Origin of the sequence: Pseudomonas moraviensis, from assembly GCF_900105805.1 — a bacterium.
GTDB lineage: Bacteria > Pseudomonadota > Gammaproteobacteria > Pseudomonadales > Pseudomonadaceae > Aquipseudomonas > Aquipseudomonas moraviensis_A.
Genome location: NZ_LT629788.1, coordinates 4,220,806 through 4,247,805 on the forward strand (window position 1 = coordinate 4,220,806; position 27,000 = coordinate 4,247,805).

Here is a 27,000-nt window from a genome sequence, read left to right on the forward strand (position 1 = left end):
GAACTGCCGGCTAATGGGCTTGGCGGGAAGTATTGATCATCGACGTTATCGCTACAAATTCATTAACTTGCAGACATCGATAGATAATTACTAATTATGTTTTCCCGGCACATAGTGGCAGTTCGACCATGTCAGAAACTTGTACGGACGACGCATTTCTTACAGGCACAAAAAACCGGGCACTAGGCCCGGTTCTTTGTTTCAGACTGACGTCTTACTCGGCGGATACAGCTTCGCCAGCAGTAGCACGATCAACCAACTCGACGTACGCCATAGGCGCGTTGTCGCCAGCGCGGAAACCGCACTTGAGGATGCGCAGGTAGCCACCCTCACGGGTAGCGTAACGCTTGCCCAGGTCGTTGAAGAGCTTACCAACGATAGCTTTCGAACGAGTACGGTCGAAAGCCAGACGGCGGTTAGCCAGGCTGTCTGTCTTGGCCAGAGTGATCAGCGGCTCGGCAACGCGGCGCAGTTCTTTGGCTTTTGGCAGAGTAGTTTTGATCAGCTCGTGCTCGAACAGCGACACCGCCATGTTTTGGAACATGGCCTTGCGGTGCGAGCTGGTGCGGCTCAGGTGACGACCACTTTTACGATGACGCATGGTTCATTCCTTACCAAACACTACGTTCGGTGATTACGACGATCAGGCAGTCGCCTTGTCGTCCTTCTTAAGACTTGCAGGCGGCCAGTTGTCGAGGCGCATGCCGAGGGACAGACCGCGGGAGGCCAGAACGTCCTTGATTTCAGTCAAGGATTTCTTGCCCAGGTTCGGAGTCTTCAACAGCTCTACTTCGGTACGCTGAATCAGGTCGCCGATGTAGTAGATGTTTTCCGCCTTAAGGCAGTTAGCCGAACGTACAGTCAGTTCCAGATCGTCAACCGGGCGAAGCAGGATCGGATCGATCTCGTCTTCCTGCTCGACAACCAGCGGCTCACTTTCACCTTTGAGGTCGACGAACGCAGCCAGCTGCTGTTGCAGGATGGTTGCAGCGCGACGGATAGCCTCTTCAGGATCCAGAGTACCGTTGGTTTCCAGATCAATAACCAGCTTGTCCAGGTTGGTACGCTGCTCGACACGGGCGTTTTCCACCACGTAAGCGATACGGCGAACCGGGCTGAACGAAGAATCGAGCTGCAAGCGACCGATGCTGCGGCTTTCGTCTTCATCGCTCTGACGCGAGTCGGCTGGTTCATAACCACGACCACGAGCTACGGTGAGCTTCATGTTCAGGGCGCCGTTAGACGCCAGGTTAGCGATTACGTGATCGGGATTAACGATCTCGACATCATGATCCAGCTGAATATCGGCAGCGGTAACCACCCCCGAACCCTTCTTCGACAAGGTCAGCGTAACTTCGTCACGACCGTGCAGCTTGATGGCCAGACCTTTAAGGTTCAACAGGATTTCAATTACGTCTTCCTGTACACCTTCGATGGCGCTGTACTCGTGGAGCACACCGTCAATCTCGGCCTCGACTACTGCGCAGCCGGGCATTGAGGACAACAGGATGCGGCGCAGCGCGTTGCCCAGGGTGTGGCCAAAACCACGCTCGAGAGGCTCGAGAGTGATCTTGGCGCGGGTTGGACTGACAACCTGCACATCAATGTGGCGGGGTGTCAGGAACTCATTTACCGAAATCTGCATGGATGCACCTATTTTCTAGCCCTTACTTGGAGTAGAGCTCGACAATCAGGCTTTCGTTGATGTCGGCGGACAGATCACTGCGAGCAGGAACGTTCTTGAAAACGCCCGACTTCTTCTCAGTGTCTACTTCTACCCATTCTACGCGGCCACGTTGGGCACACAGATCGAGAGCTTGGACAATGCGAAGTTGGTTTTTTGCTTTCTCGCGAACTGCAACCACGTCACCAGCACGAACCTGATACGACGGGACGTTTACGGTCTGACCGTTGACGCTGATCGACTTGTGCGATACCAGCTGACGGGATTCGGCACGAGTCGAACCAAAGCCCATACGGTATACAACGTTGTCCAGACGGCATTCGAGAAGTTGCAGCAGGTTTTCACCGGTTGCACCTTTCTTGCCAGCAGCTTCTTTGTAGTAGCCGCTGAACTGACGCTCGAGAACGCCGTAGATACGACGGACCTTCTGCTTTTCACGCAGTTGGGTGCCGTAGTCGGACTGGCGGCCGCGGCGTTGGCCGTGGATACCAGGTGCTGCTTCAATGTTGCACTTCGATTCGATCGCGCGCACGCCGCTCTTCAGGAAGAGATCGGTGCCTTCGCGACGAGCGAGTTTGCATTTTGGACCAATGTAACGAGCCATTCTTTACAATCTCCTGGATTACACGCGGCGCTTCTTCGGCGGACGGCACCCGTTGTGCGGGATTGGCGTCACGTCGGTGATGCTGGCGATCTTGTAGCCACAGCCGTTCAAAGCGCGGACTGCGGATTCACGACCTGGACCTGGACCCTTGACGTTGACGTCGAGGTTTTTCAGGCCGTATTCCAGCGCAGCTTGACCAGCACGCTCAGCAGCTACTTGAGCAGCGAACGGGGTGGACTTGCGGGAACCGCGGAAACCCGAACCACCGGAGGTAGCCCAGGAAAGAGCGTTACCTTGACGGTCGGTAATGGTCACGATGGTGTTGTTAAAAGATGCATGGATGTGGGCGATGCCATCAACCACTGTCTTTTTAACTTTTTTACGAGGACGAGCAGCAGGTTTTGCCATGATTAAATTCCTGTCGATTCGCTGGGGCGATTACTTGCGGATCGGCTTACGCGGACCTTTACGGGTACGCGCGTTGGTCTTGGTACGCTGACCGCGTACTGGCAGACCACGACGATGACGCAGACCGCGATAGCAACCGAGGTCCATCAAGCGCTTGATTTTCATGTTGATTTCGCGGCGCAGGTCACCTTCAGTGGTGAACTTCGCCACTTCGCCACGCAGCTGTTCAATTTGCTCGTCGCTCAGATCTTTGATCTTTGCTGCTGGGCTTACCCCAGTCACTGCACAGATCTTCTGCGCAGTAGTGCGACCAACACCATAGATGTAGGTCAGCGAGATAACAGTATGCTTGTTATCTGGAATGTTAACGCCTGCAATACGGGCCATTCAGTGGGACTCCAATTGACAGCTACCTACGCCCCGGAAGCCAAGAAATAGGGCGCGAGATAATATCGCTGTAATAACAAATAATCAACCCGGTAGCGCACTAGCTACCGGGCTTGAAGCACAATCACACTCAGCCTTGGCGCTGTTTGTGACGCGGTTCCGCGCTGCAAATTACTCGAACAACACCTTCGCGGCGAATAATCTTGCAGTTACGGCACAGCTTTTTCACCGATGCACGAACTTTCATCACCAACTCCTCGAACCTTATGGGTACTCAGCGCAACATGCCGCTGCCGTAACCCTTCAGGTTGGCTTTCTTCATCAGGGATTCGTACTGGTGCGAAACGAGGTGCGATTGTACTTGGGACATGAAGTCCATCACAACCACGACCACGATCAGCAACGAGGTCCCGCCAAGGTAGAACGGAACGTTTGCTGCAACCACCAGGAACTGGGGCAACAGGCACACGGCCGTCATGTAAAGAGCACCGAACATGGTCAAGCGGGTCAGAACGCCATCGATATAGCGCGCAGACTGCTCACCTGGACGGATGCCCGGAATAAAGGCACCGGACTTCTTCAGGTTTTCCGCTACGTCTTTCGGATTGAACATCAACGCCGTATAGAAGAAGCAGAAGAAAATAATCCCTGCACTAAACAGCAGAATATTCAACGGCTGACCAGGAGCGATCGACTGCGAGATGTCCTGCAACCAGCCCATACCTTCAGACTGACCGAACCAGGCACCCAACGAAGCCGGGAACAGCAAAATGCTGCTCGCGAAAATAGCCGGAATGACACCGGCCATGTTCACCTTCAGCGGCAAGTGGCTTGTCTGCGCAGCAAAAACCTTGCGGCCCTGCTGACGCTTGGCGTAGTGAACAGCGATACGACGCTGGCCACGCTCAATGAACACCACGAAACCGATAATCGCTACTGCCAGCAAACCGATGGCAACCAGGGCGAAGATGTTGATATCACCCTGACGCGCAGACTCGAAAGACTGCCCGATTGCTCTCGGAAGACCGGCGACGATACCCGAAAAGATCAACATCGAGATACCGTTGCCTACACCACGCTCAGTAATCTGCTCACCCAGCCACATCATGAACATCGCACCAGCCACAAAAGTGGTTACCGCGACGAAATGGAAGCCAAAGTCACCAGTGAACGCAACGCCCTGCCCCGCCAGGCCAATGGACATGCCAATAGCCTGAACGAGAGCGAGGACGACGGTGCCGTAGCGGGTGTACTGGCTGATCTTGCGACGGCCAGCTTCACCTTCCTTCTTCAACTGCTCCAGCTGCGGGCTGACGGCGGTCATCAGTTGCATGATGATCGATGCCGAAATGTACGGCATGATCCCCAGTGCAAAGATGCTCATCCGTTCCAGCGCGCCGCCGGAGAACATGTTGAACAAGCTAAGAATGGTCCCCTCATTCTGTCGAAACAGGTCTGCGAGTCGGTCCGGGTTGATACCTGGAACCGGGATGTGTGCGCCTATTCGGTAGACGATAATCGCCAGGAACAGAAAACGCAGACGAGCCCAGAGTTCAGACATACCGCCTTTGCCGAGCGCAGAGAGAGCACCTTGCTTAGCCATTTATTCCTCGAACTTGCCGCCAGCTGCTTCGATAGCCGCACGCGCACCTTTGGTGGCGCCGATTCCCTTGCCGATAGTGACAGCGCGAGTCACTTCACCGGACAGCATGATTTTCACACGCTGTACGTTGACGTTGATCACGTTGGCATCTTTCAGGGACTGCACAGTAACGATGTCGCCTTCCACTTTGGCCAGCTCGGACAGACGCACTTCTGCGCGGTCCATGGCTTTCAGGGAAACGAAACCGAACTTGGGCAGGCGACGATGCAGCGGCTGTTGACCGCCTTCAAAGCCTGGAGCAATGGTGCCACCGGAGCGGGAGGTCTGACCTTTGTGACCACGGCCACCAGTCTTGCCCAAACCACTACCGATACCACGGCCCGGACGATGCTTTTCGCGACGGGAACCCGGCGCTGGACTCAGATCATTGAGTTTCATCGATTAACCCTCGACACGCAGCATGTAGTAAGCCTTGTTGATCATCCCGCGATTCTCGGGAGTATCCTGGACTTCTACAGTGTGACCGATGCGACGCAGACCCAGACCCTTAACGCACAGTTTGTGGTTAGGGATGCGGCCGGTCATGCTTTTGATCAGCGTTACTTTAACGGTAGCCATGATTACTTGATCTCCTCAACACGCAGGCCACGCTTGGCAGCGATGGACTCAGGAGACTGCATAGCCTTCAGACCCTTGAAAGTGGCGTGAACCACGTTTACCGGGTTAGTCGAGCCGTAGCACTTGGCCAGAACGTTCTGAACGCCAGCAACTTCGAGGACAGCACGCATAGCGCCGCCAGCGATGATACCGGTACCTTCAGAAGCAGGCTGCATGTACACCTTCGAAGCGCCGTGAGCGGACTTCATTGCGTACTGCAGAGTGGTGCCGTTCAGGTCAACTTGAATCATGTTGCGGCGAGCAGCTTCCATTGCCTTCTGGATCGCAGCAGGCACTTCACGTGACTTGCCACGGCCGAAGCCAACACGCCCTTTACCATCACCAACCACGGTCAACGCGGTGAAAGTGAAGATACGGCCGCCTTTAACGGTTTTGGCTACGCGGTTAACTTGAACCAGCTTCTCGATGTAGCCTTCGTCGCGCTTTTGGTCGTTATTTGACATAACTTAGAACTCCAGCCCAGCTTCACGAGCAGCATCAGCCAGCGCTTTAACGCGGCCGTGGTACTTGAAGCCAGAGCGGTCGAAAGCCACTTGCGAGACGCCAGCGGCCTTAGCACGCGTAGCGACCAGCTGGCCAACCTTTGTGGCCGCGTCGATGTTGCCAGTGGCACCATCACGCAGTTCTTTATCCAAAGTCGAGGCACTTGCCAGGACTTTGTTGCCGTCGGCCGAGATGACCTGGGCGTAGATGTGCTGCGACGAGCGGAACACGCAGAGACGCACGACTTCGAGTTCGTGCATTTTCAGGCGTGCTTTGCGAGCGCGACGCAGTCGAGTAACTTTTTTGTCGGTCATTTGCTATGCCCTACTTCTTCTTGGCTTCTTTACGACGGACGACTTCGTCCGCGTAGCGCACACCTTTGCCTTTGTACGGCTCTGGTGGACGGAAGTCGCGGATCTCGGCGGCCACTTGACCTACCAGCTGCTTGTCGATGCCCTTGATCAGGATATCGGTCTGGCTAGGAGTCTCAGCGGTGATGCCTTCCGGCAGTTCGTAATCCACTGGGTGCGAGAAGCCAAGAGCCAGGTTCAGAACCTGACCTTTTGCTTGCGCTTTGTAACCAACACCGACCAGCTGGAGCTTGCGCTCGAAGCCTTGGCTTACGCCCTGGACCATGTTGTTTACCAACGCACGCGTGGTACCGGCCATTGCGCGAGTTTGTTGATCGCCATTGCGAGCAGCGAAACGCAGCTCACCAGCTTCTTCAACGATCTCAACGGACGAATGGATGTTCAGTTCAAGAGTACCCTTGGCACCCTTCACCGAAAGCTGTTGGCCTGCGAATTTGACTTCGACACCGGCTGGCAGCTTAACGGGGTTCTTAGCGACGCGAGACATGCTTATCCCCCCTTAGAACACAGTGCAAAGAACTTCGCCGCCGACACCGGCAGCGCGCGCAGCACGATCCGTCATCACACCTTTGTTGGTGGAGACGATAGACACGCCAAGACCGCCACGAACTTTCGGCAGATCTTCAACGGACTTGTACTGACGCAGGCCTGGACGACTAACGCGCTTCACTTCTTCGATAACCGGACGGCCTTCGAAGTACTTCAGCGAGATGGACAGCGACGGCTTGGCGTCGGTGGTGATCTGAAAATCCGCGATGTAACCTTCGTCCTTCAGGACTTTTGCTACAGCAGCCTTCAACGTGGAAGACGGCATGCTTACGACAGACTTTTCAGCCATCTGGGCATTACGGATTCGAGTTAGCATGTCCGCTAACGGGTCCTGCATACTCATGGGCTAGACGCTCCTAATACAGAAAAATTAGCCTTGCGGCTACTACTTGTCGCCGAGAACTTCCGGGCAGAAAAACACGGGCTCAGGCGAGCCGGTCATTCTAGACACACCCCAGAAATGAATCAAGCCCCAAAAGGGGCTTGATTCAGATTCAAGGCCACCGATGGTCAGGTTCTTGCGAACCCGAACATCGAGACTTTGACAACTGTTACCAGCTGGCTTTAACCAGACCTGGTACGTCACCGCGCATTGCAGCTTGACGCAGCATGTTACGGCCGAGGCCGAACTTGCGGTACACGCCGTGCGGACGACCAGTCAGGCGGCAACGGTTACGCATGCGCGAAGCGCTTGCGTCACGTGGTTGCTTCTGCAGAGCTACGGTAGCTTCCCAACGCGCTTCTGGACTCGCGTTCAGATCGACGATGATAGCTTTCAGCGCTGCACGCTTGGTGGCGTACTTGGCAACGGTGAGCTGACGCTTCAGCTCACGATTCTTCATGCTCTTCTTGGCCATTTTCCTACTCCAATCAGTTGCGGAACGGGAATTTGAAAGCACGCAGCAGAGCGCGGCCTTCATCATCGTTCTTGGCAGTGGTGGTCAGGGTAATGTCCAGACCGCGGAGAGCATCGATCTTGTCGTAGTCGATTTCCGGGAAGATGATCTGCTCTTTCACGCCCATGCTGTAGTTGCCACGACCATCGAAGGACTTGGCATTCAGGCCGCGGAAGTCGCGAACCCGAGGCAGGGAGATCGACAGCAGACGATCCAGGAACTCGTACATACGCTCACGGCGCAGGGTCACTTTGACGCCGATCGGCCATCCTTCGCGGACTTTGAAGCCAGCGATGGATTTACGAGCGTAGGTCACAACGACTTTCTGGCCGGTGATCTTTTCCAGGTCAGCAACAGCGTGCTCGATGACTTTTTTGTCGCCGATCGCTTCGCCCAGACCCATGTTCAGGGTGATTTTGGTAACGCGCGGAACTTCCATCACGTTCGAAAGCTTAAGTTCTTCCTTAAGTTTCGGAGCGATTTCCTTCCGGTAAATCTCTTTTAGTCGTGCCATGGTCTTCTACCTAGCAGTGTTCAAGCATCAACCGCTTTTTGGGTCGACTTGAAGACACGAATTTTCTTACCGTCTTCTACTTTGAAACCAACGCGGTCAGCCTTGTTGGTTTCGCCGTTGAAGATGGCGACGTTGGAAGCGTGCAGTGGCGCTTCTTTCTCGACGATACCGCCCTGTACGCCCGACATCGGGTTAGGCTTGGTATGACGCTTGACCAGGTTCAGACCGCCAACAACCAGACGGTTGTCAGCAAGAACCTTCAGCACCTTACCGCGCTTACCTTTGTCTTTGCCGGCGATCACGATGATCTCGTCGTCACGACGAATCTTTTGCATGTCGGATCTCCTTACAGCACTTCTGGGGCGAGCGAGACGATCTTCATGAACTTCTCAGTACGAAGTTCACGGGTCACTGGCCCAAAGATACGGGTGCCGATCGGCTCTTGCTTGTTGTTCAGAAGAACAGCAGCGTTGCCATCAAAGCGGATAATGGAGCCATCAGCACGACGTACGCCGTGACGAGTGCGGACTACAACAGCAGTCATCACTTGGCCTTTTTTCACCTTACCGCGCGGAATTGCTTCCTTGACGGTAACTTTGATGATGTCACCGATACCAGCGTAACGACGATGGGAGCCACCCAGCACCTTGATGCACATAACACGGCGAGCGCCGCTGTTATCGGCCACATCGAGCATGGATTGAGTCTGAATCATATAATTTCTCCGACCCCTAGCCCTTAGACTTCCACAGCGCGTTCGAGAACATCAACCAGCGCCCAAGACTTGGTCTTGGCCATCGGACGAGTTTCACGAATAGTGACTTTGTCGCCGATGTGGCACTGATTGGTTTCGTCGTGCGCGTGCAGCTTAGTCGAACGCTTAACGTATTTACCGTAGATCGGGTGCTTAACGCGACGCTCGATCAGAACGGTGATGGTTTTGTCCATCTTGTCGCTGACAACACGGCCAGTCAGCGTACGGACAGTTTTTTCGGCTTCAGCCATGATCACTTACCTGCCTGCTGGTTGAGCACAGTCTTCACGCGAGCGATGTCACGCTTAACTTGCGAGAGCAGATGAGACTGCCCCAACTGGCCAGTTGCTTTCTGCATGCGCAGATTGAACTGGTCGCGCAGCAGGCCGAGCAGTTGCTCGTTCAGCTGCTGTGCGGATTTTTCACGAAGTTCATTCGCTTTCATCACATCACCGTCCGTTTAACAAAGGAGGTGGCGAGCGGCAGCTTTGCAGCAGCCAGGGCGAAAGCCTCACGCGCCAGCTCTTCAGAAACACCCTCGATTTCATACAGGACTTTGCCTGGCTGAATCTGGGCAACCCAGTACTCCACGTTACCCTTACCTTTACCCATACGAACCTCGAGAGGTTTCTTGGAGATCGGCTTGTCCGGGAATACACGGATCCAGATCTTGCCGCCACGTTTTACGTGACGGGTCAGAGCACGACGCGCTGACTCGATCTGACGAGCGGTGAGACGACCACGAGCAACAGACTTCAGCGCGAACTCGCCGAAGCTGACTTTGCTACCGCGCAATGCCAGACCACGGTTGTGGCCGGTCATCTGCTTGCGGAACTTCGTACGCTTTGGTTGCAACATTTGGCGTACCCCTTACTTAGCAGCTTTTTTACGAGGCGCTGGTGCTTGTGGTTTCAGTTCTTCTTGGCGACCACCAATAACTTCGCCTTTGAAGATCCAAACCTTTACACCGATCACACCGTAAGTGGTGTGAGCTTCGTAGTTGGCATAGTCGATGTCGGCACGCAGGGTGTGCAGTGGCACACGACCTTCGCGATACCATTCAGTACGTGCGATTTCAGCACCGCCGAGACGACCGCTCACTTGGATTTTGATGCCTTTGGCACCAATGCGCATGGCGTTCTGTACAGCGCGCTTCATAGCGCGACGGAACATTACACGACGCTCCAGCTGCTGAGCTACGCTCTGCGCAACCAGCATACCGTCGAGCTCCGGCTTGCGGATCTCTTCGATATTGATGTGCACAGGCACACCCATTTGCTTGGTCAGGTCCTGACGCAGTTTCTCAACATCTTCACCTTTCTTCCCGATAACGATACCTGGACGAGCGGTGTGGATGGTGATGCGTGCAGTTTGGGCCGGACGATGGATATCGATACGGCTTACGGACGCGCTTTTTAGTTTGTCTTGGAGATACTCACGCACTTTCAGATCTGCGAACAAGTAGTCCGCATAAGTCCGACCGTCTGCGTACCAGACGGAGGTGTGCTCCTTGACGATTCCCAGGCGAATGCCAATGGGATGTACTTTCTGACCCATCTCTTCGACTCCGTTACTTGTCAGCAACCTTGACAGTGATATGGCAAGACCGCTTGACGATGCGATCAGCACGGCCTTTGGCACGTGGCATGATGCGCTTCAGCGAACGCCCTTCGTTGACGAAAACGGTGCTGACTTTCAGGTCATCAACGTCTGCGCCTTCGTTATGCTCGGCGTTGGCTACGGCCGACTCCAGCACTTTCTTCATGATCTCGGCGGCTTTCTTACTGCTGAAAGCCAACAGGTTGAGCGCTTCGCCCACCTTCTTCCCGCGGATCTGGTCGGCGACCAAGCGGGCTTTCTGGGCGGAGATTCGAGCGCCCGACAACTTAGCGGCTACTTCCATTTCCTTACCCCTTAACGCTTGGCTTTCTTGTCAGCCACGTGCCCGCGATAGTTGCGGGTACCGGCGAACTCGCCCAGTTTGTGGCCGACCATGTCTTCGTTAACGAGAACTGGGACGTGCTGACGACCGTTGTGTACTGCGATGGTCAGACCGACCATTTGTGGCAGGATCATCGAACGACGCGACCAGGTTTTAATTGGTTTGCGATCGTTCTTTTCCGCCGCCACTTCGATCTTCTTCAGTAGGTGAAGATCAATAAAAGGACCTTTTTTCAGAGAACGTGGCACTGTCGTATCCCTCTATTTACTTGCGACGACGGACGATCATTTTGTCGGTACGCTTATTACCACGAGTCTTCGCGCCCTTAGTCGGGAAGCCCCATGGCGATACCGGATGACGACCACCAGAGGTACGACCTTCACCACCACCATGTGGGTGGTCAACCGGGTTCATGGCAACACCACGAACGGTTGGGCGAACGCCACGCCAGCGTTTGGCACCAGCTTTACCCAGCGAACGCAGGCTGTGCTCGGAGTTCGAGACTTCACCCAGGGTCGCACGGCATTCAGCCAGGACTTTACGCATTTCACCGGAACGCAGACGCAGGGTCACGTAGACACCTTCACGAGCGATCAGCTGAGCCGAAGCACCAGCGGAACGAGCGATCTGTGCACCTTTACCTGGCTTCAATTCGATGCCGTGTACGGTAGAACCGACTGGAATGTTGCGCAGTTGCAGAGCGTTGCCTGGCTTGATTGGAGCCAGAGCGCCTGCGATCAGCTGGTCGCCAGCACTCACGCCTTTAGGGGCGATGATGTAGCGGCGCTCGCCGTCTGCGTAGCAGAGCAGTGCGATGTGAGCAGTACGGTTTGGATCGTATTCGATACGCTCGACAGTGGCGACGATGCCATCTTTGTCGTTGCGACGGAAATCGACCATACGGTAATGCTGCTTATGACCACCACCGATGTGACGAGTGGTAATACGGCCATTGTTGTTACGACCACCAGACTTCGATTTTTTCTCGAGCAGCGGTGCGTGAGGAGCGCCTTTATGCAGCTCCTGGTTGACCACCTTGACCACAAAACGGCGGCCAGGGGAAGTCGGTTTGCATTTAACGATTGCCATGATGCACCCCTTCCTTACTCAGCACTGCTGCTGAAATCGAGATCTTGGCCTGGCTGAAGGGAGATAACTGCCTTCTTCCAGTCATTACGCTTGCCCAGACCGCGAGCAGTGCGCTTGCTCTTACCCAGAACGTTCAGGGTAGTGACGCGCTCTACTTTCACGCTGAACAGGCTTTCGACGGCCTTCTTGATTTCCAGCTTGGTTGCATCGGTAGCAACCTTGAAAACGAACTGGCCTTTCTTGTCTGCCAGAACCGTAGCCTTCTCGGAAACGTGCGGGCCAAGCAGAACTTTAAATACGCGTTCCTGGTTCATCCCAGCAGCTCCTCGAATTTCTTCACGGCCGACACGGTGATCAACACCTTGTCGTATGCGATCAGACTAACTGGATCGGAACCTTGCACGTCACGTACATCTACGTGCGGCAGGTTGCGAGCAGCCAGGTACAGGTTCTGATCAACAGCGTCCGACACGATCAGAACGTCGGTCAGGCTCATGTTGTTCAGTTTGCCCAGCAGATCTTTGGTTTTCGGAGTTTCAACAGCGAAATCCTGAACCACGACCAGACGATCAGTACGCACCAGCTCAGCAAGGATGGAACGCATTGCTGCGCGATACATCTTCTTGTTCAGCTTCTGGGAGTGATCCTGAGGACGAGCTGCGAAAGTGGTACCGCCGCCACGCCAGATTGGGCTACGGATAGTACCGGCACGAGCACGGCCAGTACCTTTCTGACGCCATGGGCGCTTGCCGCCACCACGAACGTCGGAACGGGTCTTCTGCTGCTTGCTACCTTGACGGCCGCCGGCCATGTAGGCCACGACTGCTTGGTGAACCAGCGTCTCGTTGAATTCGCCGCCAAATGTCAGTTCGGAAACTTCGATCGCTTGAGCGTCATTTACATTTAATTGCATGTCAGCTTCCCCTTAACCGCGAGCCTTGGCTGCTGGACGTACAACCAGGTTGCCGCCAGTAGCGCCAGGAACAGCACCCTTGACCAACAACAGATTGCGTTCAGCGTCCACGCGCACTACTTCCAGGGACTGCACGGTCACGCGCTCAGCGCCCATATGACCGGACATTTTTTTGCCCTTGAATACACGACCAGGAGTCTGGCACTGGCCGATAGAGCCTGGGACGCGGTGGGATACGGAGTTACCGTGGGTGTTATCTTGCCCGCGGAAATTCCAACGCTTGATCGTACCCTGGAAGCCTTTACCCTTGGACTGACCGGTTACATCAACCAGTTGACCAGCGGCGAAGATTTCAGCGTTGATCAGATCGCCAGCCTGGTACTCGCCTTCTTCAAGACGGAATTCCATGGTGGTGCGACCAGCGGCTACGTTCGCTTTAGCGAAGTGGCCAGCCTGAGCTGCTGTTACACGCGAAGCGCGACGCTCGCCGACAGTGACTTGCACTGCACGATAGCCATCGGTCTCTTCAGTTTTGAACTGGGTGACGCGATTCGGCTCGATCTCAATGACCGTGACCGGAATGGAGACACCTTCTTCGGTGAAAATACGGGTCATACCGCATTTACGACCGACTACACCAATAGTCATGTTGTAAACCTCATGAGTGTACGGGGCTTTCACCCGCTATGGCCGCCCATTTCAGAGCGTTACACGACCAAGACCGAGTCTTAGCCGAGGCTGATCTGCACTTCCACACCGGCCGCAAGATCAAGCTTCATCAGCGCATCAACGGTTTTATCCGTTGGCTGGACGATGTCCAGAACACGCTTATGAGTGCGGATCTCGTACTGGTCACGCGCGTCTTTGTTGACGTGCGGGGAAACCAGAACGGTGAACCGCTCTTTACGGGTAGGCAGTGGAATTGGACCACGCACTTGAGCACCAGTACGTTTCGCGGTTTCCACGATTTCCTGGGTTGATTGGTCGATCAGGCGATGGTCAAAAGCCTTCAACCTGATACGGATTTGCTGATTTTGCATTGGATTTCAGACTCCGGCTGCTATTCCCACCGGGCGCAATACGCCCGTTAAAAGGAGGCGCAATTCTATAGACGCCCCCGATAGGTGTCAACCCAATAAAAAAGCCCCCGCTGAGCGGGGGCTTTTTCAATCCATCAAGCTGACTTTAAAAGCCTTACTCGATGATTTTGGCTACGACGCCAGCGCCGACGGTACGACCGCCTTCACGGATAGCGAAACGCAGACCGTCTTCCATCGCGATGGTTTTGATCAGGGTAACAGTCATCTGAATGTTGTCACCTGGCATTACCATTTCAACGCCTTCTGGCAGCTCGCAGTTACCAGTCACGTCAGTAGTACGGAAGTAGAACTGTGGACGGTAGCCTTTGAAGAACGGAGTGTGACGACCGCCTTCTTCCTTGCTCAGAACGTAAACTTCTGCAGTGAACTTGGTGTGCGGCTTGACCGAACCTGGCTTGACCAGAACCTGGCCACGCTCAACGTCGTCACGCTTGGTACCACGCAGCAGAACGCCGCAGTTCTCGCCAGCACGACCTTCGTCGAGCAGCTTGCGGAACATCTCAACACCGGTGCAGGTGGTGGTGGTGGTGTCACGCAGACCAACGATTTCCAGAGCGTCCTGAACACGAACGATACCGCGCTCGATACGACCAGTCACAACAGTACCGCGACCGGAGATCGAGAATACGTCTTCGATCGGCATCAGGAACGGCTTGTCGATCATACGAACTGGTTCTGGGATGTAGGTATCCAGAGTTTCAACCAGTTTACGAACGGCAGTGGTGCCCATTTCGTTGTCGTCTTTGCCTTCCAGCGCCATACGAGCCGAACCGATGATGATCGGAGTGTCGTCGCCCGGGAAGTCGTAGGTCGACAGCAGGTCACGAACTTCCATCTCAACCAGTTCCAGCAGCTCAGCGTCGTCTACCAGGTCAGCCTTGTTCAGGAAAACCACGATGTACGGAACGCCTACCTGACGGGACAGCAGGATGTGCTCACGGGTTTGTGGCATCGGACCATCAGCGGCCGAGCAAACCAGGATCGCGCCGTCCATCTGGGCAGCACCGGTGATCATGTTCTTCACGTAGTCAGCGTGACCTGGGCAGTCAACGTGAGCGTAGTGACGAATCGTCGAGTTGTACTCAACGTGAGCGGTGTTGATGGTGATACCGCGAGCTTTTTCTTCTGGTGCGCTGTCGATCTTGTCGAATTCAACGACGGCCGAACCGAAAACTTCGGAGCAGACGCGAGTCAGAGCAGCAGTCAGAGTGGTTTTACCGTGGTCAACGTGACCAATGGTGCCAACGTTGACGTGCGGTAGGGAACGATCAAATTTTTCTTTAGCCACGACAATTAACTCCTAGCCTAAAGGGGCTGAATCAGCCTTGTTTTTTGGTTACGGATTCGACGATGTGCGACGGAGCCGTATCGTATTTTTTGAATTCCATAGAGTAGCTTGCGCGACCCTGGGACATGGAACGAACGTCGGTCGCATAACCGAACATCTCACCCAGTGGAACTTCGGCACGGATAACCTTGCCGGACACTGTGTCTTCCATACCCTGGATCATGCCGCGACGACGGTTAAGGTCGCCCATCACGTCACCCATATAGTCTTCAGGCGTAACAACCTCTACCGCCATGATCGGCTCGAGCAACTCACCACCGCCCTTCTGGGCCAGTTGCTTGGTCGCCATGGAAGCAGCCACCTTGAACGCCATCTCGTTGGAGTCGACGTCGTGGTAAGAACCATCGAACACGGTAGCCTTCAGGCCGATCAGCGGATAGCCGGCAACTACGCCGTTCTTCATCTGCTCTTCGATACCCTTCTGGATAGCCGGGATGTATTCCTTAGGAACCACACCACCTACAACTTCGTTCACGAATTGCAGACCTTCCTGACCTTCGTCAGCAGGAGCAAAACGGATCCAGCAGTGACCGAACTGGCCGCGACCACCGGACTGACGAACGAACTTGCCTTCGATTTCACAGTTCTTCGTGATGCGCTCACGATACGAAACCTGAGGCTTGCCGATGTTGGCTTCGACGTTGAACTCACGGCGCATCCGGTCAACTAGGATGTCCAGGTGCAGCTCGCCCATGCCGGAGATGATCGTCTGACCAGTCTCTTCATCAGTTTTAACGCGGAAAGACGGGTCTTCCTGAGCGAGCTTGCCCAGAGCGATACCCATTTTTTCCTGGTCATCCTTGGTCTTAGGCTCTACGGCAACCGAAATAACCGGCTCCGGGAAGTCCATGCGAACCAGGATGATTGGCTTGTCAGCGTTGCAGAGGGTTTCACCAGTGGTGACGTCCTTCATGCCGATCAGGGCCGCGATGTCGCCAGCGCGCACTTCCTTGATCTCTTCACGGGCGTTTGCGTGCATTTGCACCATACGACCCACGCGCTCTTTCTTGCCTTTGACCGAGTTGATCACGCCGTCGCCGGAGTTCAACACGCCCGAATAAACACGGACGAAGGTCAGAGTACCCACGAATGGGTCGGTAGCGATCTTGAACGCCAGAGCCGCGAAAGGCTCGTTGTCGTCTGCATGACGCTCCATTTCTTCTTCCTCGTTATCAGGGTTGGAACCCTTGATAGCAGGAATGTCGGTCGGAGCAGGCAGGTAGTCGATAACGGCGTCGAGAACCAGGGGAACACCCTTGTTCTTGAACGAAGAACCGCAAACAGCCAGAACGATTTCGCCGGCGATAGTACGCTGACGCAAAGCAGCCTTGATCTCTTCGATCGACAGCTCTTCGCCTTCCAGGTACTTGTTCATCAGCTCTTCGTTGGCTTCGGCAGCAGCTTCAACCATGTTGTTGCGCCACTCTTCAGCCAGCTCTTGCAGCTCGGCAGGAATGTCCTTGCGAACAGGGACCATACCTTTGTCGGAGTCGTTCCAGTAGACAGCTTGCATGTTGATCAGATCGATCTGACCCTGGAAGTTGTCTTCGGAACCGATGGCCAACTGGATCGGCACCGGAGTGTGACCCAGACGCTGCTTGATCTGACCGATCACGCGCAGGAAGTTGGCGCCGGCACGGTCCATCTTGTTTACGTAAACAAGACGTGGAACGCCGTATTTGTTGGCTTGACGCCATACGGTTTCCGACTGCGGCTCAACACCCGAAGTACCGCAGAACACAACGACAGCGCCGTCGAGTACGCGCAGGGAACGCTCAACTTCAATGGTGAAGTCAACGTGGCCCGGGGTATCGATTACGTTGAAACGGTGCTCGTGAGAGTACTGCTTCTCGGAACCTTTCCAGAAGGCGGTAATGGCAGCAGAAGTAATGGTAATACCACGCTCCTGCTCCTGAACCATCCAGTCTGTGGTCGCGGCGCCATCATGCACCTCGCCCATTTTGTGACTTTTGCCGGTGTAAAACAGTACGCGCTCGGTGGTGGTGGTTTTACCAGCATCCACGTGAGCAACGATACCGATGTTACGGTAGCGGCTAATCGGAGTAGTACGAGCCATAAAGCCCTCGCAAAATTAGTGAAGCTAAAATTAGAAGCGGTAGTGCGAGAAAGCTTTGTTAGCTTCGGCCATACGGTGCACGTCTTCACGCTTCTTAACAGCAGCACCTTTACCTTCAGCAGCATCCAGCAGTTCGCCAGCCAAACGCAGAGCCATAGACTTCTCGCCGCGCTTACGGGCGAAGTCTACCAACCAGCGCATTGCCAGAGCGTTACGACGGGAAGGACGAACCTCGACCGGAACCTGGTAAGTAGCACCACCAACGCGGCGCGACTTCACTTCGACCAGCGGAGCGATGGCGTCGAGTGCTTTTTCGAAGAGTTCCAGGGGATCGGTGCCAGCCTTACGGGCCGCAACGGTTTCCAGGGCACCATAAACGATACGCTCGGCAACGGCTTTCTTGCCGCTTTCCATAACGTGGTTCATGAATTTGGCGAGGATCTGGCTTCCGTATTTCGGATCGTCCAGAATCTCACGCTTTGCTGCTACGCGACGTCTTGGCATGATAAGCCCTCAAGCGGTCTTCAGGTTAGCTCGGGACAGATCCAGAGGATGCGTGCCCGACCTTACTCTTATCGACTCAATAAAATAAAAATCTGCAAAACGGCCGATTACTTCGGACGCTTGGTACCGTACTTCGAACGACCCTGGTTACGGCCTTTAACGCCGGAAGTATCCAAGGAGCCGCGAACGGTGTGGTAACGAACACCTGGCAAGTCTTTTACACGACCGCCGCGGATCAGTACCACGCTGTGCTCTTGCAGGTTGTGGCCTTCACCGCCGATGTACGAGGAAACCTCGAAACCGTTGGTCAGACGCACACGGCATACTTTACGCAGTGCCGAGTTAGGTTTTTTCGGCGTGGTGGTGTACACACGGGTGCACACGCCACGACGTTGCGGGCAGTTCTGCAGCGCAGGTACGTCGGATTTCTCGACGATACGCTTACGCGGCTGACGTACCAGCTGGTTGATAGTTGCCATCTACTAGCTCCACTGTTGTCTTGCGACGCTATTGTCTTGCAAGAAAAGCAAAATGGCAGGAACGAATTCCCGCCAAATTTAGGGGATCAAGAGTCTAAAGAGGATCTTGATTCCAGTCAAGGCAAGGCCCCGACCTCCCCGCCCGTCGAACCTCGACTAAATGTCTCGATTCGACGAACGGAGCGATCAGGGCCTCACGCTCGTTTATCGCAGAACTCAGTTACCGCTCGAGTTCAGCGCTTCGGTCAGTGCAGCTTCCACTTCACTGGCGCTTACGCGCAACGGCTTGTCGGCATCACGGCGACGCTTGCGCTCGCTGTGATAGGCAAGACCGGTACCGGCCGGGATCAGACGACCCACGACTACGTTTTCTTTCAGGCCGCGCAGGTAATCGCGCTTGCCGGTGACTGCCGCTTCGGTCAGTACGCGGGTGGTTTCCTGGAAGGAAGCCGCCGAGATGAACGATTCGGTGGACAACGACGCCTTGGTGATACCCAGCAGCACGCGAGTGAACTTGGAGACAAACTTGTCTTCCGTGCTCAGACGTTCGTTCTCTACCAGAACGTGAGTCAGTTCCATCTGGTCGCCCTTGATGAAGCTGGAATCGCCGGACTCGGAAATCTCAACTTTACGCAGCATCTGACGCAGGATGGTCTCGATGTGCTTGTCGTTGATCTTCACGCCTTGCAGACGATAAACGTCCTGGATCTCGTTGACGATGTACTTGGCCAGCGCACTCACACCCAGCAGACGCAGGATGTCGTGCGGATCGCTTGGACCGTCGGAGATGACTTCGCCGCGGTTTACCTGTTCGCCTTCGAAGACGTTCAGGTGACGCCACTTCGGAATCAGCTCTTCGTACGGATCGCTACCGTCGTTCGGGGTAATGACCAGACGGCGCTTGCCTTTGGTCTCTTTACCGAACGCGATGGTGCCGCTGACTTCAGCAAGAATCGACGCTTCTTTCGGACGACGGGCTTCGAACAGGTCGGCAACACGCGGCAGACCACCGGTGATGTCACGGGTCTTCGAAGTTTCCTGCGGGATACGAGCGATAACGTCACCGATCGCAATCTTCGCACCGTCAGCCACACCGACCAGGGCGTTGGCTGGCAGGAAGTACTGAGCGATAACGTCAGTGCCTGGCAGCAACAGATCCTTGCCGTTGTCGTCGACCATCTTCACTGCTGGACGGATTTCCTTACCGGCAGCTGGACGATCTTTCGCGTCGAGAACTTCAATGTTGGTCATACCGGTCAATTCGTCAGTCTGACGCTTGATCGTGATGCCTTCTTCCATGCCCACGTAGGTCACGGTACCTTTCATTTCGGTAACGATCGGGTGAGTGTGCGGATCCCACTTGGCCACGATGGCGCCAGCGTCGACCTTGTCACCTTCCTTGACCGAAATCACAGCACCGTACGGCAGCTTGTAACGCTCACGCTCACGACCGAAGTCATCCGCGATTGCCAGCTCACCGGAACGGGACACAGCAACCAGGTGGCCATCCACTCGCTCAACGTGCTTCAGGTTGTGCAGACGGACAGTACCGCCATTCTTCACCTGAACGCTGTCAGCTGCGGAAGTACGGCTTGCCGCACCACCAATGTGGAACGTACGCATGGTCAGCTGGGTACCCGGCTCACCGATGGACTGGGCAGCGATAACGCCGACCGCTTCACCGATGTTCACCTGGTGACCACGAGCCAGATCACGGCCGTAGCACTTGGCGCAAATGCCATAGCGGGTTTCGCAGCTGATCGGCGAACGCACGATCACTTCGTCGATGCTGTTCAGCTCGATGAACTCGACCCACTTCTCGTCAACCAGAGTGCCGGCAGGAACGATAACGTCCTCGGTACCTGGCTTGAACACGTCACGGGCAATCACACGACCCAATACGCGCTCACCCAACGGCTCTACAACGTCACCGCCTTCAATGTGCGGAGTCATCAGCAGACCGTGTTCGGTGCCGCAATCGATCTCGGTCACTACCAGATCCTGCGCCACGTCTACCAGACGACGAGTCAGGTAACCGGAGTTCGCAGTTTTCAACGCGGTATCCGCCAGACCTTTACGAGCACCGTGAGTTGAGATGAAGTACTGAAGTACGCTCAAACCTTCACGGAAGTTCGCAGTAATCGGCGTTTCAATGATGGAGCCGTCCGGCTTGGCCATCAGACCACGCATACCGGCCAGCTGACGAATCTGTGCTGCGGAACCCCGCGCACCCGAGTCGGCCATCATGTACATCGAGTTGAAAGACTCTTGGTCGACTTCGTCGCCGTGACGGTCGATGACTTTCTCTTTCGAGAGGTTGGCCATCATCGCCTTGGAAACTTCATCGTTCGCTTTCGACCAGAGGTCGATCACTTTGTTGTACTTCTCGCCCTGGGTTACCAGGCCGGAGGCGTACTGGCTCTCGATCTCTTTCACTTCGTCGGTGGCTGCACCGATGATGCGGGCTTTTTCGTCCGGGATAACGAAGTCGTTAACACCGATGGAAACGCCGGAGATGGTCGAGTAAGCGAAACCGGTGTACATCAACTGGTCAGCGAAGATCACGGTCTCTTTCAGACCAACCACGCGGTAGCACTGGTTGATCAGCTTGGAGATCGCCTTCTTCTTCATCGGCAGGTTGACGACGTCGAACGACAGACCTTTTGGCACAACCTGGAACAGCAGCGCACGGCCGACGGTGGTGTCGACGATACGGGTACCGCTCACGCTGTTGCCGTCACGATCGTTGACGGTTTCGTTGATACGAACCTTGACCTTGGCATGCAGCGCGGCTTCGCCGGCACGGAATACACGGTCGACTTCCTGCAGATCCGCGAACACACGACCTTCGCCCTTGGCGTTGATCGCTTCACGAGTCATGTAGTACAGACCCAATACAACGTCCTGCGACGGAACGATGATTGGCTCACCGTTGGCTGGCGACAGGATGTTGTTGGTCGACATCATCAACGCACGCGCTTCCAACTGGGCTTCCAGTGTCAGCGGTACGTGCACGGCCATTTGGTCACCGTCGAAGTCGGCGTTGTACGCAGCACAGACCAGAGGGTGCAGCTGGATAGCCTTACCTTCGATCAGTACCGGTTCAAACGCCTGGATACCCAGACGGTGAAGGGTCGGTGCACGGTTGAGAAGAACCGGGTGTTCGCGAATCACTTCAGCGAGAACGTCCCAAACCTCTGGCAGCTCGCGCTCGACCATTTTCTTGGCCGCTTTGATGGTGGTCGCGAGACCACGCATTTCCAGCTTGCCGAAAATGAACGGTTTGAACAGCTCAAGAGCCATCTTCTTCGGCAGACCGCACTGATGCAGACGCAGAGTCGGGCCTACGGTAATTACCGAACGACCGGAGTAGTCAACACGCTTACCGAGCAAGTTCTGACGGAAACGACCTTGCTTACCCTTGATCATGTCAGCCAGGGATTTCAGAGGACGCTTGTTGGAACCTGTGATAGCGCGGCCACGACGACCGTTGTCGAGCAGCGCATCGACCGCTTCCTGCAACATACGCTTTTCGTTGCGCACGATGATGTCCGGAGCGGACAGATCCAGCAGGCGCTTCAAACGGTTGTTACGGTTGATCACTCGACGATACAGATCGTTGAGGTCGGAAGTGGCGAAACGACCGCCATCCAGCGGGACCAGTGGACGCAGATCTGGCGGCAGAACCGGCAGAACGGTCAGCACCATCCACTCTGGCAGGTTGCCGGAACCCTGGAAGGCTTCCATCAACTTCAGACGCTTGGACAGCTTCTTGATCTTGGTTTCCGAGTTGGTTTGCGGAATCTCTTCGCGCAGACGGCCAATCTCGTGTTCCAGGTCGATAGCGTGCAGCAGTTCACGGACAGCTTCGGCACCCATGCGGGCGTCGAAATCGTCACCGAACTCTTCCAGCGCTTCGAAATACTGCTCGTCGTTCAGCAGCTGACCTTTTTCAAGGGTGGTCATGCCTGGATCGATAACGACATAGCTCTCGAAGTAGAGAACGCGCTCGATATCACGCAGGGTCATGTCCATCAGCAAGCCGATACGGGACGGCAGCGATTTCAGGAACCAGATGTGGGCAACCGGCGAAGCCAGTTCGATGTGCGCCATGCGCTCACGACGAACCTTGGCCAGTGCAACTTCAACGCCGCACTTCTCGCAGATCACACCACGGTGCTTCAAGCGCTTGTACTTACCGCACAGGCACTCGTAATCCTTTACCGGGCCAAAGATCTTGGCGCAGAACAGACCATCACGCTCAGGTTTGAACGTACGGTAGTTGATGGTTTCCGGCTTTTTAACTTCACCGAACGACCACGAACGGATCATCTCCGGCGAGGCCAATCCGATACGGATGGCGTCGAACTCTTCGACTTGACCCTGGTTTTTCAGCAAATTCAGTAGGTCTTTCAAGGCCTTTCCTCCTGGCGGAGCAGAGAGCGGGCAATCCTGCCCCGCTCTCGATTCGCGTCACGTGTTATTCGGTTTCCAGATCGATATCGATGCCGAGGGAACGAATTTCCTTGATCAACACGTTGAAGGACTCGGGCATGCCCGGCTCCATACGGTGATCGCCATCCACGATGTTCTTGTACATCTTGGTACGGCCGTTCACATCGTCCGACTTCACTGTGAGCATTTCTTGCAGAGTGTAAGCAGCACCGTATGCTTCCAGTGCCCAGACCTCCATCTCCCCGAAACGCTGACCACCGAACTGCGCCTTACCACCCAGCGGCTGCTGGGTAACCAGGCTGTAAGAACCGGTAGAACGCGCGTGCATCTTGTCGTCTACCAAGTGGTTCAGCTTCAGCATGTACATGTAGCCAACGGTAACTGGACGCTCGAACTTGTTGCCGGTACGGCCGTCGGTCAGCTGCATCTGGCCGCTTTCCGGCAGGTCTGCCAGTTTCAGCATGGCCTTGATTTCGCTTTCCTTGGCGCCGTCGAACACTGGAGTGGCCATTGGAACGCCGCCACGCAGGTTGTTCGCCAGATCGAGGATTTCCTGATCGGAGAAGCTGTCCAGGTCTTCGTTACGACCGCCGATCTGGTTGTAGATCTCGTCCAGGAAGGTGCGCAGCTCAGCCACTTTACGCTGCTCTTCGACCATCCGGTTGATCTTCTCGCCCAGACCTTTGGCCGCGAGGCCCAGGTGGGTTTCGAGAATCTGACCAACGTTCATACGCGAAGGTACGCCCAGCGGGTTGAGGACCACGTCGACCGGGGTGCCATTGGCATCGTGCGGCATGTCTTCAACCGGCATGATCACGGAGACCACACCCTTGTTACCGTGACGACCGGCCATCTTGTCGCCCGGCTGGATGCGGCGACGGATTGCCAGGTAAACCTTGACGATTTTCAGCACGCCTGGAGCCAGGTCATCGCCCTGCTGCAGTTTGCGCTTCTTGTCTTCGAACTTGTCGTCCAGCAGACGGCGACGATCAACGATGTAGGCCTGAGCCTTCTCGAGCTGCTCGTTCAGAGCATCTTCAGCCATGCGCAGTTTGAACCACTGGCCGTGCTCAAGACCGTCGAGAACTTCGTCGGTGATGTCCTGACCTTTCTTCAGGCCGGCGCCGCCTTCGGCCTTGTGGCCTACCAGAGCGGAACGCAGGCGTTCGAAAGTCGCGCCTTCAACGATGCGGAACTCTTCGTTCAGATCCTTGCGGATCTCGTCCAGCTGGGACTTCTCGATCGACAGTGCACGAGCATCACGCTCAACGCCGTCACGGGTGAAGACCTGTACGTCAATGACAGTACCTTTGGTGCCGGTTGGCACGCGCAGGGAGGTGTCTTTAACGTCGCTGGCTTTTTCACCGAAGATTGCACGCAGCAGTTTTTCTTCCGGAGTCAGCTGGGTCTCGCCTTTCGGAGTGACCTTGCCGACCAGGATGTCGCCTGCGCCTACTTCAGCACCTACGTAAACGATACCGGCTTCGTCCAGCTTGTTCAGTGCAGCTTCACCCACGTTCGGGATGTCCGCAGTGATTTCCTCTGGGCCAAGCTTGGTGTCACGAGCCACACAGGTCAGTTCCTGAATGTGGATCGTGGTGAAGCGGTCTTCCTGAACCACACGCTCGGACAGGCAGATGGAGTCTTCGAAGTTGAAGCCGTTCCATGCCATGAACGCGATGCGCATGTTCTGACCCAGCGCCAGTTCACCCATGTCGGTGGACGGGCCGTCGGCCATGATGTCGCTACGCTGAACGCGATCACCTTTACGCACCAGCGGACGCTGGTTGATGCAAGTGTTCTGGTTCGAGCGGGTGTATTTGGTCAGGTTGTAGATGTCGACACCGGCTTCACCGGTTTCAACTTCGTCATCGGCAACACGAACCACGATACGGCTGGCGTCGACGGAATCGATCACGCCACCACGACGAGCCACGACGCAAACGCCGGAGTCACGGGCTACGTTACGCTCCATGCCGGTACCTACCAGCGGCTTGTCAGCGCGCAGGGTCGGTACAGCTTGACGCTGCATGTTCGAACCCATCAACGCACGGTTGGCGTCGTCGTGCTCGAGGAACGGGATCAGCGACGCTGCAACCGACACAACCTGCTTCGGCGAAACGTCCATCAAGGTGACGTCTTCCGGCGCCTTGACGGTGAATTCGTTCAGGTGACGTACGGCTACCAGTTCGTCGATCAGGACTTTCTGCTCGTTCATGGTCGCCGAAGCCTGCGCGATCACGTGATCGGCTTCTTCGATAGCGGACAGGAACACGATCTCGTCGGTCACCACGCCCTCTTTCACCACGCGGTACGGGCTTTCCAGGAAGCCGTACTGGTTGGTGCGAGCGTACGCAGCCAGCGAGTTGATCAGACCGATGTTCGGACCTTCCGGCGTTTCAATCGGGCAGACACGACCGTAGTGAGTCGGGTGTACGTCACGGACTTCGAAGCCTGCGCGCTCACGAGTCAGACCACCAGGGCCGAGTGCGGAGACACGACGCTTGTGGGTGATCTCGGACAGCGGGTTGTTCTGGTCCATGAACTGCGAGAGCTGGCTCGAACCGAAGAACTCTTTCACCGCCGCAGCCACTGGCTTGGCGTTGATCAGGTCTTGCGGCATCAGGCCTTCGCTTTCAGCCATCGACAGACGCTCTTTGACCGCACGCTCAACACGTACCAGACCAACGCGGAACTGGTTCTCGGCCATTTCGCCTACGCAGCGAACACGACGGTTACCCAGGTGGTCGATGTCATCGACGATGCCTTTACCGTTACGGATGTCGACCAGAGTCTTCAGTACCGCGACGATGTCTTCCTTGCACAGCACGCCCGAACCTTCGATCTCGGTACGACCGATACGACGGTTGAACTTCATCCGGCCGACCGCAGACAGGTCATAGCGCTCAGGGCTGAAGAACAGGTTGTTGAACAGGGTTTCGGCAGCGTCCTTGGTTGGCGGCTCGCCTGGACGCATCATGCGATAGATCTCGACCAGCGCTTCCAATTGGTTGCTGGTGGAGTCGATCTTCAGCGTGTCGGAGACGAACGGACCGCAGTCGATGTCGTTGGTGTACAGGGTCTCGATGCGAACGACCTGAGCCTTGGCGATTTTTGCCAGGACTTCAGTGTTCAGCTCGGTGTTGCATTCAGCCAGGATTTCGCCAGTGGCCGGGTGCACGATAGCCTTGGCGGTGGTGCGGCCGAGGACGTAATCCAGTGGCACATCCAGCGTCTTGATACCGGCTTTTTCGATCTGGTTGATGTGGCGCGCGGTAATACGGCGGCCCTGCTCAACGATGACCTTGCCCTTCTCGTCCTGGATGTCCAGAACCGCAACTTCACCACGCAGGCGCGATGGCACCAGTTCCAGGCTGAGGGTTTCGCCGCTCAGGTGGAATACGTTGGTGGTATAGAACGCGTCCAGCACTTCTTCAGTGGTGTAACCGAGTGCGCGCAGCAGTACCGAAGCCGGCAGCTTGCGACGACGGTCGATACGCACGAAGACGCAGTCTTTCGGGTCGAACTCGAAGTCCAGCCACGAACCGCGGTAAGGAATGATGCGAGCCGAGTACAGCAGTTTGCCGGAGCTGTGCGTCTTGCCGCGGTCGTGGTCGAAGAACACGCCCGGGGAACGGTGCAGCTGGGAAACGATAACACGCTCGGTACCGTTGATTACGAAGGTACCGTTCTCAGTCATCAGGGGGATTTCACCCATGTAGACTTCTTGCTCTTTGATGTCCTTGATCGCTTTGTTCGACGATTCTTTGTCGAAAATGATCAGGCGCACTTTTACCCGCAAAGGTACGGCGAAAGTTACACCGCGCAATACGCATTCTTTGACATCAAATGCCGGCTCGCCCAGGCGATAACCGACGTACTCCAGCGCAGCATTGCCGGAGTAGCTGATGATCGGGAAAACGGATTTGAAGGCCGCATGCAGGCCCACGTCGCGGAACTGATCTTTAGTCGCTCCCGCTTGCAAGAATTCACGATACGAATCCAGCTGGATGGCCAGGAGGTAAGGCACATCCATGACGTCCGGCAACTTGCTAAAGTCCTTGCGGATACGTTTTTTCTCAGTATATGAGTAAGCCATCAGCGTTCCCCAGCTTGGTCACCTGCTTGTTTGGCCCCTCCCGACGGGAGCAGCCAGAAAATC

General features: G+C 55.6%; 34 protein-coding genes. All 34 read right to left on the reverse strand.

The genetic code is table 11. From position 1 onward, the window contains the following. Positions 1 to 214 precede the first annotated feature (214 nt). Positions 215 to 601 (reverse strand): 50S ribosomal protein L17, encoded by a 387-nt coding sequence (gene rplQ / locus BLU71_RS18845; RefSeq protein ID WP_003176402.1) that lies wholly within the window; start codon positions 599 to 601, stop codon positions 215 to 217. Between the two features lie 42 nt (positions 602 to 643). Next, positions 644 to 1,645, reverse strand: coding sequence for a DNA-directed RNA polymerase subunit alpha (locus BLU71_RS18850; RefSeq protein WP_016772946.1), 1,002 nt, complete (start codon positions 1,643 to 1,645; stop codon positions 644 to 646). A gap of 22 nt (positions 1,646 to 1,667) precedes the next feature. Further along, positions 1,668 to 2,288, reverse strand: a complete 621-nt coding sequence (rpsD, locus tag BLU71_RS18855; protein WP_003176404.1) for a 30S ribosomal protein S4 — start codon at positions 2,286 to 2,288, stop codon at positions 1,668 to 1,670. Between the two features lie 18 nt (positions 2,289 to 2,306). Next, the gene (gene rpsK / locus BLU71_RS18860; protein WP_002555466.1) at positions 2,307 to 2,696 is read right to left on the reverse strand and encodes a 30S ribosomal protein S11; all 390 of its coding nucleotides are present in this window, start codon (positions 2,694 to 2,696) and stop codon (positions 2,307 to 2,309) included. Positions 2,697 to 2,726: 30 nt separating this feature from the next. After that, positions 2,727 to 3,083 carry a 30S ribosomal protein S13 gene (gene rpsM / locus BLU71_RS18865; RefSeq protein ID WP_083353677.1) on the reverse strand — a complete coding sequence of 119 codons (357 nt, stop codon included), beginning with the start codon at positions 3,081 to 3,083 and terminating at the stop codon, positions 2,727 to 2,729. Between the two features lie 130 nt (positions 3,084 to 3,213). After that, positions 3,214 to 3,330, reverse strand: coding sequence for a 50S ribosomal protein L36 (rpmJ, locus tag BLU71_RS18870; RefSeq protein WP_002555468.1), 117 nt, complete (start codon positions 3,328 to 3,330; stop codon positions 3,214 to 3,216). 27 nt (positions 3,331 to 3,357) lie between these two features. Further along, on the reverse strand, positions 3,358 to 4,686 hold the full coding sequence (gene secY / locus BLU71_RS18875; protein ID WP_042610655.1) for a preprotein translocase subunit SecY: 1,329 nt from the start codon (positions 4,684 to 4,686) through the stop codon (positions 3,358 to 3,360). Beyond that, positions 4,687 to 5,124, reverse strand: coding sequence for a 50S ribosomal protein L15 (rplO, locus tag BLU71_RS18880; protein ID WP_003228720.1), 438 nt, complete (start codon positions 5,122 to 5,124; stop codon positions 4,687 to 4,689). A 3-nt stretch (positions 5,125 to 5,127) separates the two neighbouring features. Further along, complete coding sequence (gene rpmD / locus BLU71_RS18885; RefSeq protein ID WP_003176408.1) at positions 5,128 to 5,304, reverse strand: 50S ribosomal protein L30; 177 nt, start codon at positions 5,302 to 5,304, stop codon at positions 5,128 to 5,130. A 2-nt stretch (positions 5,305 to 5,306) separates the two neighbouring features. Continuing rightward, positions 5,307 to 5,807 carry a 30S ribosomal protein S5 gene (gene rpsE / locus BLU71_RS18890; protein ID WP_007955637.1) on the reverse strand — a complete coding sequence of 167 codons (501 nt, stop codon included), beginning with the start codon at positions 5,805 to 5,807 and terminating at the stop codon, positions 5,307 to 5,309. A 3-nt stretch (positions 5,808 to 5,810) separates the two neighbouring features. Then, complete coding sequence (rplR, locus tag BLU71_RS18895) at positions 5,811 to 6,161, reverse strand: 50S ribosomal protein L18 (protein ID WP_003186037.1); 351 nt, start codon at positions 6,159 to 6,161, stop codon at positions 5,811 to 5,813. Positions 6,162 to 6,171: 10 nt separating this feature from the next. Continuing rightward, positions 6,172 to 6,705, reverse strand: a complete 534-nt coding sequence (rplF, locus tag BLU71_RS18900; protein WP_003228722.1) for a 50S ribosomal protein L6 — start codon at positions 6,703 to 6,705, stop codon at positions 6,172 to 6,174. A gap of 12 nt (positions 6,706 to 6,717) precedes the next feature. Further along, positions 6,718 to 7,110, reverse strand: a complete 393-nt coding sequence (gene rpsH, locus BLU71_RS18905; protein ID WP_016772944.1) for a 30S ribosomal protein S8 — start codon at positions 7,108 to 7,110, stop codon at positions 6,718 to 6,720. Between the two features lie 208 nt (positions 7,111 to 7,318). Continuing rightward, the gene (gene rpsN / locus BLU71_RS18910) at positions 7,319 to 7,624 is read right to left on the reverse strand and encodes a 30S ribosomal protein S14 (protein ID WP_003186042.1); all 306 of its coding nucleotides are present in this window, start codon (positions 7,622 to 7,624) and stop codon (positions 7,319 to 7,321) included. 13 nt (positions 7,625 to 7,637) lie between these two features. Continuing rightward, on the reverse strand, positions 7,638 to 8,177 hold the full coding sequence (rplE, locus tag BLU71_RS18915; protein ID WP_003210069.1) for a 50S ribosomal protein L5: 540 nt from the start codon (positions 8,175 to 8,177) through the stop codon (positions 7,638 to 7,640). A 20-nt stretch (positions 8,178 to 8,197) separates the two neighbouring features. Continuing rightward, positions 8,198 to 8,512 carry a 50S ribosomal protein L24 gene (gene rplX, locus BLU71_RS18920; protein WP_003186046.1) on the reverse strand — a complete coding sequence of 105 codons (315 nt, stop codon included), beginning with the start codon at positions 8,510 to 8,512 and terminating at the stop codon, positions 8,198 to 8,200. A gap of 11 nt (positions 8,513 to 8,523) precedes the next feature. Beyond that, a complete protein-coding gene (gene rplN / locus BLU71_RS18925) occupies positions 8,524 to 8,892 on the reverse strand; it encodes a 50S ribosomal protein L14 (protein WP_002555479.1) in 369 nt (122 codons plus the stop codon). A 23-nt stretch (positions 8,893 to 8,915) separates the two neighbouring features. Then, complete coding sequence (gene rpsQ, locus BLU71_RS18930) at positions 8,916 to 9,182, reverse strand: 30S ribosomal protein S17 (RefSeq protein ID WP_003194644.1); 267 nt, start codon at positions 9,180 to 9,182, stop codon at positions 8,916 to 8,918. 2 nt (positions 9,183 to 9,184) lie between these two features. Continuing rightward, positions 9,185 to 9,376: a 50S ribosomal protein L29 gene (rpmC, locus tag BLU71_RS18935; RefSeq protein ID WP_002555481.1), complete on the reverse strand. Its 192-nt coding sequence runs from the start codon at positions 9,374 to 9,376 to the stop codon at positions 9,185 to 9,187. After that, entirely contained in the window at positions 9,376 to 9,789 is a 414-nt protein-coding gene (gene rplP, locus BLU71_RS18940; RefSeq protein WP_003228729.1) for a 50S ribosomal protein L16, read from the reverse strand. The genes rpmC and rplP overlap by 1 nt, the downstream gene beginning before the upstream one ends. A gap of 12 nt (positions 9,790 to 9,801) precedes the next feature. After that, the gene (rpsC, locus tag BLU71_RS18945) at positions 9,802 to 10,488 is read right to left on the reverse strand and encodes a 30S ribosomal protein S3 (RefSeq protein WP_003176422.1); all 687 of its coding nucleotides are present in this window, start codon (positions 10,486 to 10,488) and stop codon (positions 9,802 to 9,804) included. 13 nt (positions 10,489 to 10,501) lie between these two features. Further along, on the reverse strand, positions 10,502 to 10,834 hold the full coding sequence (gene rplV / locus BLU71_RS18950; RefSeq protein ID WP_003103908.1) for a 50S ribosomal protein L22: 333 nt from the start codon (positions 10,832 to 10,834) through the stop codon (positions 10,502 to 10,504). A gap of 11 nt (positions 10,835 to 10,845) precedes the next feature. Continuing rightward, on the reverse strand, positions 10,846 to 11,121 hold the full coding sequence (gene rpsS / locus BLU71_RS18955) for a 30S ribosomal protein S19 (protein WP_011336172.1): 276 nt from the start codon (positions 11,119 to 11,121) through the stop codon (positions 10,846 to 10,848). Positions 11,122 to 11,137: 16 nt separating this feature from the next. Beyond that, complete coding sequence (gene rplB, locus BLU71_RS18960) at positions 11,138 to 11,962, reverse strand: 50S ribosomal protein L2 (RefSeq protein WP_016772943.1); 825 nt, start codon at positions 11,960 to 11,962, stop codon at positions 11,138 to 11,140. 14 nt (positions 11,963 to 11,976) lie between these two features. Continuing rightward, a complete protein-coding gene (gene rplW, locus BLU71_RS18965; RefSeq protein WP_002555488.1) occupies positions 11,977 to 12,276 on the reverse strand; it encodes a 50S ribosomal protein L23 in 300 nt (99 codons plus the stop codon). Next, positions 12,273 to 12,875, reverse strand: coding sequence for a 50S ribosomal protein L4 (gene rplD / locus BLU71_RS18970; RefSeq protein WP_003228735.1), 603 nt, complete (start codon positions 12,873 to 12,875; stop codon positions 12,273 to 12,275). The genes rplW and rplD overlap by 4 nt, the downstream gene beginning before the upstream one ends. 12 nt (positions 12,876 to 12,887) lie before the next feature. Further along, the gene (gene rplC, locus BLU71_RS18975; protein ID WP_003228738.1) at positions 12,888 to 13,523 is read right to left on the reverse strand and encodes a 50S ribosomal protein L3; all 636 of its coding nucleotides are present in this window, start codon (positions 13,521 to 13,523) and stop codon (positions 12,888 to 12,890) included. 80 nt (positions 13,524 to 13,603) lie between these two features. Then, entirely contained in the window at positions 13,604 to 13,915 is a 312-nt protein-coding gene (gene rpsJ, locus BLU71_RS18980; RefSeq protein WP_003186070.1) for a 30S ribosomal protein S10, read from the reverse strand. Between the two features lie 154 nt (positions 13,916 to 14,069). Continuing rightward, positions 14,070 to 15,263 (reverse strand): elongation factor Tu, encoded by a 1,194-nt coding sequence (gene tuf / locus BLU71_RS18985; RefSeq protein ID WP_024014521.1) that lies wholly within the window; start codon positions 15,261 to 15,263, stop codon positions 14,070 to 14,072. Between the two features lie 31 nt (positions 15,264 to 15,294). Then, complete coding sequence (gene fusA, locus BLU71_RS18990) at positions 15,295 to 17,400, reverse strand: elongation factor G (RefSeq protein WP_016772942.1); 2,106 nt, start codon at positions 17,398 to 17,400, stop codon at positions 15,295 to 15,297. 30 nt (positions 17,401 to 17,430) lie between these two features. Further along, complete coding sequence (rpsG, locus tag BLU71_RS18995) at positions 17,431 to 17,904, reverse strand: 30S ribosomal protein S7 (RefSeq protein WP_016772941.1); 474 nt, start codon at positions 17,902 to 17,904, stop codon at positions 17,431 to 17,433. 107 nt (positions 17,905 to 18,011) lie between these two features. After that, the gene (gene rpsL / locus BLU71_RS19000; RefSeq protein WP_003186084.1) at positions 18,012 to 18,383 is read right to left on the reverse strand and encodes a 30S ribosomal protein S12; all 372 of its coding nucleotides are present in this window, start codon (positions 18,381 to 18,383) and stop codon (positions 18,012 to 18,014) included. Between the two features lie 216 nt (positions 18,384 to 18,599). After that, the gene (gene rpoC / locus BLU71_RS19005) at positions 18,600 to 22,799 is read right to left on the reverse strand and encodes a DNA-directed RNA polymerase subunit beta' (RefSeq protein WP_042610656.1); all 4,200 of its coding nucleotides are present in this window, start codon (positions 22,797 to 22,799) and stop codon (positions 18,600 to 18,602) included. A 64-nt stretch (positions 22,800 to 22,863) separates the two neighbouring features. Further along, the gene (rpoB, locus tag BLU71_RS19010) at positions 22,864 to 26,937 is read right to left on the reverse strand and encodes a DNA-directed RNA polymerase subunit beta (protein WP_016772939.1); all 4,074 of its coding nucleotides are present in this window, start codon (positions 26,935 to 26,937) and stop codon (positions 22,864 to 22,866) included. Between the last annotated feature and the right edge of the window lie 63 nt (positions 26,938 to 27,000).

Coding starts and splice junctions, on each gene's coding strand:
- rplQ (WP_003176402.1), bottom strand. CDS start 601: ATGCGTCATCGTAAAAGTGGTCGTCACCTGAGCCGCACCAGCTCGCAC.
- BLU71_RS18850 (WP_016772946.1), bottom strand. CDS start 1,645: ATGCAGATTTCGGTAAATGAGTTCCTGACACCCCGCCACATTGATGTG.
- rpsD (WP_003176404.1), bottom strand. CDS start 2,288: ATGGCTCGTTACATTGGTCCAAAATGCAAACTCGCTCGTCGCGAAGGC.
- rpsK (WP_002555466.1), bottom strand. CDS start 2,696: ATGGCAAAACCTGCTGCTCGTCCTCGTAAAAAAGTTAAAAAGACAGTG.
- rpsM (WP_083353677.1), bottom strand. CDS start 3,083: ATGGCCCGTATTGCAGGCGTTAACATTCCAGATAACAAGCATACTGTT.
- rpmJ (WP_002555468.1), bottom strand. CDS start 3,330: ATGAAAGTTCGTGCATCGGTGAAAAAGCTGTGCCGTAACTGCAAGATT.
- secY (WP_042610655.1), bottom strand. CDS start 4,686: ATGGCTAAGCAAGGTGCTCTCTCTGCGCTCGGCAAAGGCGGTATGTCT.
- rplO (WP_003228720.1), bottom strand. CDS start 5,124: ATGAAACTCAATGATCTGAGTCCAGCGCCGGGTTCCCGTCGCGAAAAG.
- rpmD (WP_003176408.1), bottom strand. CDS start 5,304: ATGGCTACCGTTAAAGTAACGCTGATCAAAAGCATGACCGGCCGCATC.
- rpsE (WP_007955637.1), bottom strand. CDS start 5,807: ATGTCAAATAACGACCAAAAGCGCGACGAAGGCTACATCGAGAAGCTG.
- rplR (WP_003186037.1), bottom strand. CDS start 6,161: ATGACCGACAAAAAAGTTACTCGACTGCGTCGCGCTCGCAAAGCACGC.
- rplF (WP_003228722.1), bottom strand. CDS start 6,705: ATGTCTCGCGTCGCTAAGAACCCCGTTAAGCTGCCAGCCGGTGTCGAA.
- rpsH (WP_016772944.1), bottom strand. CDS start 7,110: ATGAGTATGCAGGACCCGTTAGCGGACATGCTAACTCGAATCCGTAAT.
- rpsN (WP_003186042.1), bottom strand. CDS start 7,624: ATGGCCAAGAAGAGCATGAAGAATCGTGAGCTGAAGCGTCAGCTCACC.
- rplE (WP_003210069.1), bottom strand. CDS start 8,177: ATGGCACGACTAAAAGAGATTTACCGGAAGGAAATCGCTCCGAAACTT.
- rplX (WP_003186046.1), bottom strand. CDS start 8,512: ATGCAAAAGATTCGTCGTGACGACGAGATCATCGTGATCGCCGGCAAA.
- rplN (WP_002555479.1), bottom strand. CDS start 8,892: ATGATTCAGACTCAATCCATGCTCGATGTGGCCGATAACAGCGGCGCT.
- rpsQ (WP_003194644.1), bottom strand. CDS start 9,182: ATGGCTGAAGCCGAAAAAACTGTCCGTACGCTGACTGGCCGTGTTGTC.
- rpmC (WP_002555481.1), bottom strand. CDS start 9,376: ATGAAAGCGAATGAACTTCGTGAAAAATCCGCACAGCAGCTGAACGAG.
- rplP (WP_003228729.1), bottom strand. CDS start 9,789: ATGTTGCAACCAAAGCGTACGAAGTTCCGCAAGCAGATGACCGGCCAC.
- rpsC (WP_003176422.1), bottom strand. CDS start 10,488: ATGGGTCAGAAAGTACATCCCATTGGCATTCGCCTGGGAATCGTCAAG.
- rplV (WP_003103908.1), bottom strand. CDS start 10,834: ATGGAAGTAGCCGCTAAGTTGTCGGGCGCTCGAATCTCCGCCCAGAAA.
- rplB (WP_016772943.1), bottom strand. CDS start 11,962: ATGGCAATCGTTAAATGCAAACCGACTTCCCCTGGCCGCCGTTTTGTG.
- rplW (WP_002555488.1), bottom strand. CDS start 12,276: ATGAACCAGGAACGCGTATTTAAAGTTCTGCTTGGCCCGCACGTTTCC.
- rplD (WP_003228735.1), bottom strand. CDS start 12,875: ATGCAATTAAATGTAAATGACGCTCAAGCGATCGAAGTTTCCGAACTG.
- rplC (WP_003228738.1), bottom strand. CDS start 13,523: ATGACTATTGGTGTAGTCGGTCGTAAATGCGGTATGACCCGTATTTTC.
- rpsJ (WP_003186070.1), bottom strand. CDS start 13,915: ATGCAAAATCAGCAAATCCGTATCAGGTTGAAGGCTTTTGACCATCGC.
- fusA (WP_016772942.1), bottom strand. CDS start 17,400: ATGGCTCGTACTACTCCGATTAGCCGCTACCGTAACATCGGTATCGTT.
- rpsG (WP_016772941.1), bottom strand. CDS start 17,904: ATGCCAAGACGTCGCGTAGCAGCAAAGCGTGAGATTCTGGACGATCCG.
- rpsL (WP_003186084.1), bottom strand. CDS start 18,383: ATGGCAACTATCAACCAGCTGGTACGTCAGCCGCGTAAGCGTATCGTC.
- rpoB (WP_016772939.1), bottom strand. CDS start 26,937: ATGGCTTACTCATATACTGAGAAAAAACGTATCCGCAAGGACTTTAGC.